General features: G+C 67.5%; 5 protein-coding genes. 2 read left to right on the plus strand and 3 right to left on the minus strand.

Going from position 1 to position 6,152, the window contains the following annotated elements; translation table 11 throughout:
* Positions 1 to 89: 89 nt before the first annotated feature.
* A complete protein-coding gene (gene ilvN, locus LzC2_RS19495) occupies positions 90 to 680 on the minus strand; it encodes an acetolactate synthase small subunit (RefSeq protein WP_171189703.1) in 591 nt (196 codons plus the stop codon).
* A gap of 320 nt (positions 681 to 1,000) precedes the next feature.
* On the opposite strand from ilvN, the gene LzC2_RS19500 reads away from it, so the two are divergent.
* Positions 1,001 to 1,177 carry a hypothetical protein gene (locus LzC2_RS19500; protein ID WP_171189704.1) on the plus strand — a complete coding sequence of 59 codons (177 nt, stop codon included), beginning with the start codon at positions 1,001 to 1,003 and terminating at the stop codon, positions 1,175 to 1,177.
* 242 nt (positions 1,178 to 1,419) lie between these two features.
* Here LzC2_RS19500 and LzC2_RS19505 read toward each other — a convergent pair whose 3' ends face one another.
* Together LzC2_RS19505 and LzC2_RS19510 are read right to left on the minus strand one after the other, a co-directional pair.
* Positions 1,420 to 2,601 (minus strand): DUF1559 domain-containing protein, encoded by a 1,182-nt coding sequence (locus tag LzC2_RS19505; RefSeq protein WP_174977621.1) that lies wholly within the window; start codon positions 2,599 to 2,601, stop codon positions 1,420 to 1,422.
* Positions 2,602 to 3,039: 438 nt separating this feature from the next.
* The gene (locus LzC2_RS19510; RefSeq protein WP_174977622.1) at positions 3,040 to 4,224 is read right to left on the minus strand and encodes a DUF1559 domain-containing protein; all 1,185 of its coding nucleotides are present in this window, start codon (positions 4,222 to 4,224) and stop codon (positions 3,040 to 3,042) included.
* A 273-nt stretch (positions 4,225 to 4,497) separates the two neighbouring features.
* On the opposite strand from LzC2_RS19510, the gene xylB reads away from it, so the two are divergent.
* Positions 4,498 to 6,000 (plus strand): xylulokinase, encoded by a 1,503-nt coding sequence (xylB, locus tag LzC2_RS19515; RefSeq protein ID WP_171189707.1) that lies wholly within the window; start codon positions 4,498 to 4,500, stop codon positions 5,998 to 6,000.
* Positions 6,001 to 6,152: the final 152 nt, after the last annotated feature.

The following is a 6,152-nucleotide window of genomic DNA, read 5'->3' on the forward strand; positions in this document are numbered from 1 at the left end:
GGGTTGGGGAGGGGAGAGAAACCCGTTAGCCGTCCTCTTGAAGAGGACGGCTAACGAACGGGTGAATTCGAGGGGCGACGTCGCGCCCGTCAGGCGGCGGCCGGTTCGGCGGCGGCTTCGATTGCGTCGATCTTGTCGGCCTGAGCCTCGGCGTCCTCGACGCCTTCGGTGATGCGTCCGCGGCGGGCGAGGGCCACGCGGCCGGTGCGAACCAGCTCCAGAATGCCGAACGGCCGGACGAGGTCGATGAACGCCTCGATCTTATTTTCCGAACCGCTCAGTTCGATCATCAGGTGGGCGGGGGAGAGGTCGACGATCTTGCCGCGGAACACGTCCGCCAGTTCGCGAACCTCGGTCCGCTTGGCGGCGGGGTTCTCCTGGCCGTCCGGGCCGACGCCGACCGTGGAGACCTTCACCAGCATCAGGTCGCGATCGACCATGTCCGTATTCTGGTAATCCAGCACGCGAACGACGTTGATCAGCTTTTCGAGCTGCTTGCGGACCTGCTCCAGCACGCGGTCGTCGCCCTGGATGACGAAGGTCATCCGGCTGAAGCGGGGGTTCTCCGTGGCGCCGACCGCCAGCGAATCGATATTGAAGGCCCGGCTGGCCAGCATGCCGGAAACGTGCGCCAGCACGCCCGGCTGGTTCATCACCAGGGCGGAGAGGACGTGACGCATAATGGGCAGACCGGGAGCGGGAGCGACGAACGGCGCGGCAGACTACCTGCGTCCCGACCCCGGCGAAAGCGTGCGGGTTCGGGGGGGATCCAAAGCGGGACGAGGACCCGACTCCCGGTCGTTCGTCCCCCCGGTCGACGTTCGTCCCCCCGGTCGAATTGAGGGAGCCGAACGAGGCTGAGAATCCGGGCGGCGGGATCCGCGACGGTCTTCGCGGGCGACACGCGTGCCGTTTCCCGGGGCGGGGCGTACACTAACCGCGTCCTGCAGCCCGCTCAGGACGTCGGTCCGTTCGTTCTCCGCACTCCCGAGAAGTTTCCATGCCTCGCCTCGCCTTTCGCCCGACGCTGTCTTCCCGGCTCGTCGCCATCGTCGCGTTGACCGCTCTGCCGTTCGCCCTCGTCGGCTGCGACGACGATCGCGGCGGCGAGACGGAAGAAGTCGAACTCACGCCGGATGAACAATCGTTCGGCGGCGGCGATCCGACGATGAACTGACCGTCCGCAACCCCGGGGATCTCCCCCGAAGATCTGCACGCCGGTCTCCAAACGCCGGCCTCAAAATCAACGCGGCGGCCGACCCGATGTTCGGGTCGACCGCCGCGTTTCCGTAACGTGTCTGCTCCGTGACGCCGCCGTGCGGAATCGCCCCGCGGGCGATCGGCGGGGGCGTCAGACCGGGATCGCTCGGGGAGCCTCAAGGAGATCCCCCGAGCGAAGTCGCCGGCCGGCCGAGAGGATCAGAAGTCGGTGACCGTCTCGCCGCCGGCCCGGCTGCCCAGGGCGCCCCAGACGCCGTAGGGGCTGCGGCCCTTCACCGGGTTATTGGCGGAGAGGTTGCCGGTGTCGATGGTCTCGGAGATGCTCTTGACCGAGCCGTCGCACAGCACGACCTGCACGATGCCGGGGTGGTAGCTGCCCGCGCTCCAGATGCCTCGCCCGGTGACGAACGCTTCCCAAGTGGCGCTCATCGCGTTACAGCTCGGGCCGTTCGGGGGCAGGATCGTGTTGAAGCCCGTGCCGCCGGCGCCGCCGGCGGGGTAGTCGGACCCGCGGCGGTTGCCGAACCCGTAACTACTGGTGTCGTAGGTACCGGGGTTGGCGGTGTCTCCGGCGAGGTCGAGGCAGTTGGCTTTGGGGTCGGGGTAGGCGTCCGGGTTGCCCGCATCGCCGTTCAGCGGAGCGAGCGCGGACACGCCGTTGATATAGCCGGACTGGAACGCCTCGGTGCCGTTGTCGCGGCCGATCTCGCCGATCAGGATCGTGTTGACCGTGCCGTCGCGGGCGTCGGCGATGCTGAAGTGCACGTAGTTATTGTCCCAGTGGCGGCCGGCGAACATCCCGCGAGCCCGACTCAGATTGTCCGAGTGGTTGCCGGCGCCGTTATCGCCCCAGTTGGCGGCGTAGTTGGTCTCGGCGACGCCCGTGGGTTCGCGGGTGTCGGTCGGGCAGAGCAGGCTGGCGATCTGGGTCTTCCAGCGCGGTTCCTCCCAGGAATCCGGGAAGGAGCCGCCCGGGGGGAACGTCTTGCCGTCGCTCTGACGGACGAACGGGTTCTTCAACTGGGTCGCCAGCGAACCCTGGTCGAGGAACGGCAGCAGCGGGGGCAGGAAGCTGAGCCAGCGTTCGTTCCCGCCGGTATGACGGTCGGTGGGACCGGAGGGCGGGGTGTAGCTGTTGTGCGACCCGCCTTTGCCGGTCGGGAACACTTTATAAGTGCTGTGGTAGTTGTGCATCGCCAACCCGAGTTGCTTCAGGTTGTTCTGACACTGGCTCCGACGAGCCGCTTCGCGGGCCTGCTGGACGGCGGGGAGAAGCAGGCTGACCAGGATCGCAATGATGGCGATCACCACCAGCAGTTCGATCAGCGTGAAACCCGAGCGGCGCGGCGATGCGCTTCGGGTCGGTAGAAACGTCGACATGAGTGCAAAGACCTGGTTGGGGGACGGCCGAGGGGCCGAGAACGGTTGAAAGGCCGAAACGAAGAAGCCTTGATCGATGTCGAACCGAGCGGTTCAGCATCGAGCAGAGACGCATCATCTTACCCCGATCTATCCAGCTCTGCTAGGAATGATGCCGGCAAAGGGCCGGACAATCCACAAATTCATCAGGCGGGGCCGATGCCTGGGAACGCAGTCAAACATTACCCGCAAACGTTACGCGGAGAGGGGCGTTCGCCGATCTGACGAACGCCCCTGCCTCAACTGGTCGGCAGCCGTCGTGGAGACATCAGTGAGTTCCTGTGCTTTGCGACGAGACCGCGTGCACGATCGCCCCCACGGGTGACCGACGACGGCCGGGATCGCTCGGGGAGTCTCAAGGAGATCCCCCGAGCGAACTCGTCGACCTGACCGAGAGGATCAGAAGTCGGTGACCGTCTCGCCGCCGTTGCGGCTGCCCAGGGCGCCCCAAACGCCGTAGGGGCTGCGGCCCTTCAGCGGGTTGGTGGCGGAGAGGTTGCCGGTGTCGATGGTCTCGGAGATGAACTTCACCGAACCGTCGCACAGCACGACCTGCACGCCGCCGGAGTGGTAGCTGCCCGCGGAGAAGATGCCGCGGCCGTAGACGAACCCACGCCATGCGTCGGTCCGGGCCTGGCAGCTCGGGCCGTTCGGCGGCAGGATCGTGTTGAACCCGCTGCCGCCGGCGCCGGCGGAGGTCCAGTAAGAGCCGCGCAGGCCCGAGTACTGGTAGGAACCGCTGGCGTAAGTCCCCGGGTTGTTCGGGTCGCTGGCGATATCCAGGCAGGTCGCTTTGGGGTCGGTGAACGCGTCCGGGTCGTCCTGGTTGCCGTTGACCGGCGTCACGGGGGTGCCCATCAGGTAGCCGCCCTGGAAGGCCTGGCCGCCGTTGTCGCGACCGATCTCGCCGATCAGAATCGTGTTCACCGTTCCGTCGCGGGCGTCGCCCAGCGTCATATTGATCTGGTTGTTGCTCTGGTTGTCCTGCCCGGCGAACATGCCGCGGGCGCGGCTGAGGTTCCGGGAGTTATTGCCGCCGCCGTTGTCGCCCCAGTTGGCGCCGTAGTTCGTGTCGGCGATGTTGGTCGGCTTCAGAGTGTCGGACGGACAGAGCAGACTACTAATCTGCACGCGCCACGGCCCGTACTGGTTGAAGTCCGGGTAGGCGCCGCCCGCGGGGAACGGCGGGCTCTGGGCGGAACCGTCGAACCGCACGGCCAACGGGCTCTTGATCTGGTTCCACAGGGCCGTCTGGTCCATGTACGGCGTCAGCGGCACGAGGTAGCTGAGCCAGCCCTCGTTGCCGTGCAACTCGCGCGGATTTCCGCCGTTGAGATCTCTGCCCGTGCCGCTCTTACCGGCGGGGAACGCCTTGTAGGTGCTGTGGTAGTTGTGCATCGCCAACCCGAGTTGCTTCAGGTTGTTCTGACACTGGCTCCGGCGGGCCGCTTCGCGCGCCTGCTGGACGGCCGGAAGAAGCAGGCTGACCAGGATCGCAATGATGGCGATCACCACCAGCAGTTCGATCAGCGTAAAGCCCGAACGCCGTGAAGGCCCAGTTCGGGAAGGAGAGGGGGTCGACATGAGGGGGGAGCGAGTTGGGGGGAAAAGGAGCGAAGGCCCGAACAAAAAAGGTGTGCCGCCCGTCAACGCGGGCGGCGCGTGCGCGGGGGCACAGGGAACGGATCATGTTATGACGATGAGTACAGCCCGACCAGTAGGATTATCCCTATTCAGTCCCCTGCTGAGCCCTAGGCAAACCGTTGACGGCGCTCACGGTTCCGGGGCAGACCGCCCGGTGGGTAGACTGTCCGACCCCCGTTCGCCCGTTCGTCGTCCGCAATCGAGTCCTCGCCCGTGTCCGTCTTCCTCGGGATCGATATCGGCACCAGCGGGACGAAAACGCTCGCCGTCCGCGCCGACGGCACGTCCCTCGGCAGCGCCAGCGCCGAGTACCCGCTCCTCACCCCCCGGCCCGGTTGGAGCGAGCAGGAGCCGCGCCACTGGGCCGACGCGGCGGTGCAGACCGTCCGCCAGCTCGTCAACGACGGCGCCTTCGACCCGTCCGAGGTGAAGGGCATCGGCCTGTCCGGTCAGATGCACGGCAGCGTGTTCCTCGATGCGAACCACGAGGTCATCCGCCCGGCGCTGCTGTGGAACGACCAGCGCACCGCCGCCCAGTGCGAGGCGATCACCGAGGCCGCCGGCGGTCGCGAGGAGTTGATCCGCATGGTCGCCAACCCGGCGCTGACCGGGTTCACCGCCCCCAAGATCCTCTGGCTGCGCGACGAGGAGCCGGACCGCTTCGCCCAACTCAAAACCGTCCTCCTGCCGAAGGATTACGTCCGCTGGACGCTCACCGGCGTGTTGGAGACGGAGGTCTCCGACGCCAGCGGCACGCTGCTGCTGGACGTGCGGAACCGCCGCTGGAGCGACGAGCTGATCGGCAAGCTGGACCTCGACGGCGGACTGCTCCCCCCGGTCCATGAAAGCGCCGAGGCGACCGCCGAACTGACCCCCAAAGCCGCCGAGGCGATGGGCCTGCCGGCCGGCATCCCCGTGGTCTGCGGCGCCGGCGATCAGGCCGCCGGGGCGGTGGGCAACGGCATCGTTCGCACCGGCGTGGTCAGCGCGGCGCTGGGCACCAGCGGCGTCGTCTTCGCCCACAGCGACGCACCGCAGATCGACCCGGAGGGCCGCGCCCACACCTTCTGTCACGCCGTCCCGGGCAAATGGCACGTGATGGGCGTGGTGCTCTCCGCCGCGGGCAGCTTGCAGTGGTTCCGCAATCGCCTGTGCATGGACCTGGGCGACAGCGCCTTCGACCGCATCACCCATCGGGCCGAGGAAGTCCCGCCCGGCTGCGAGGGCGTCTATTTCCTCCCCTATCTCTCCGGCGAACGCACCCCGCACGCGGACCCGCACGCCCGCGGCGCCTGGGTGGGCATGAACCTCCGCACCGACCGCGCCGCCTTGGGCCGCGCAGTGCTGGAAGGCGTGACCTACGCGATGCGGGACAGCCTGGAAATTATTAAGGATCTGAACGTCCCGATCGGCGAAGTCCGCCTGTCCGGCGGCGGGGCGAAGAGCCCGTTCTGGCGGCAGATGCAGGCGGATATTTATCACGAGCCCTGCGCGATCACGAACGCCGCCGAAGGCCCGGCCTACGGCGCCGCGATCCTGGCGATGGTCGGCGCCGGCGCCCACGCCAGCGTCGAAGCCGCCTGCGACGCGACGATCTCCGTGACCGACCGCATCGCCCCCGACGAACGCGCCGCCGCCACCTACGACGCCCTCTACCCGGCCTACGGCAAGCTGTACGAGGCCTTGAAGCCCCACTTCGCCGCCGCGGCGGAATAATCGTTCGAGCGATTCATCAAAGATGCGGTCCGCTCTGCCCCCCTCTCCCTCAGGGAGAGGGGCCGGGGGTGAGGGTGAGCGAGCCTTCACACGCGGGCGTTGGCGGCGTGATGAAAACGGATTGACGCTGCGATCGTCGGCGGCGTGAAGGG

The sequence above is a fragment of the Alienimonas chondri genome (assembly GCF_013036045.1).
Classification (GTDB): Bacteria; Planctomycetota; Planctomycetia; order Planctomycetales; family Planctomycetaceae; genus Alienimonas; species Alienimonas chondri.

What these genes read in the sequence shown, in the direction of transcription:
- LzC2_RS19500 (WP_171189704.1), top strand. Translation starts at nt 1,001, where the DNA reads ATGCCTCGCCTCGCCTTTCGCCCGACGCTGTCTTCCCGGCTCGTCGCC.
- LzC2_RS19510 (WP_174977622.1), bottom strand. Translation starts at nt 4,224, where the DNA reads ATGTCGACCCCCTCTCCTTCCCGAACTGGGCCTTCACGGCGTTCGGGC.
- LzC2_RS19505 (WP_174977621.1), bottom strand. Translation starts at nt 2,601, where the DNA reads ATGTCGACGTTTCTACCGACCCGAAGCGCATCGCCGCGCCGCTCGGGT.
- ilvN (WP_171189703.1), bottom strand. Translation starts at nt 680, where the DNA reads ATGCGTCACGTCCTCTCCGCCCTGGTGATGAACCAGCCGGGCGTGCTG.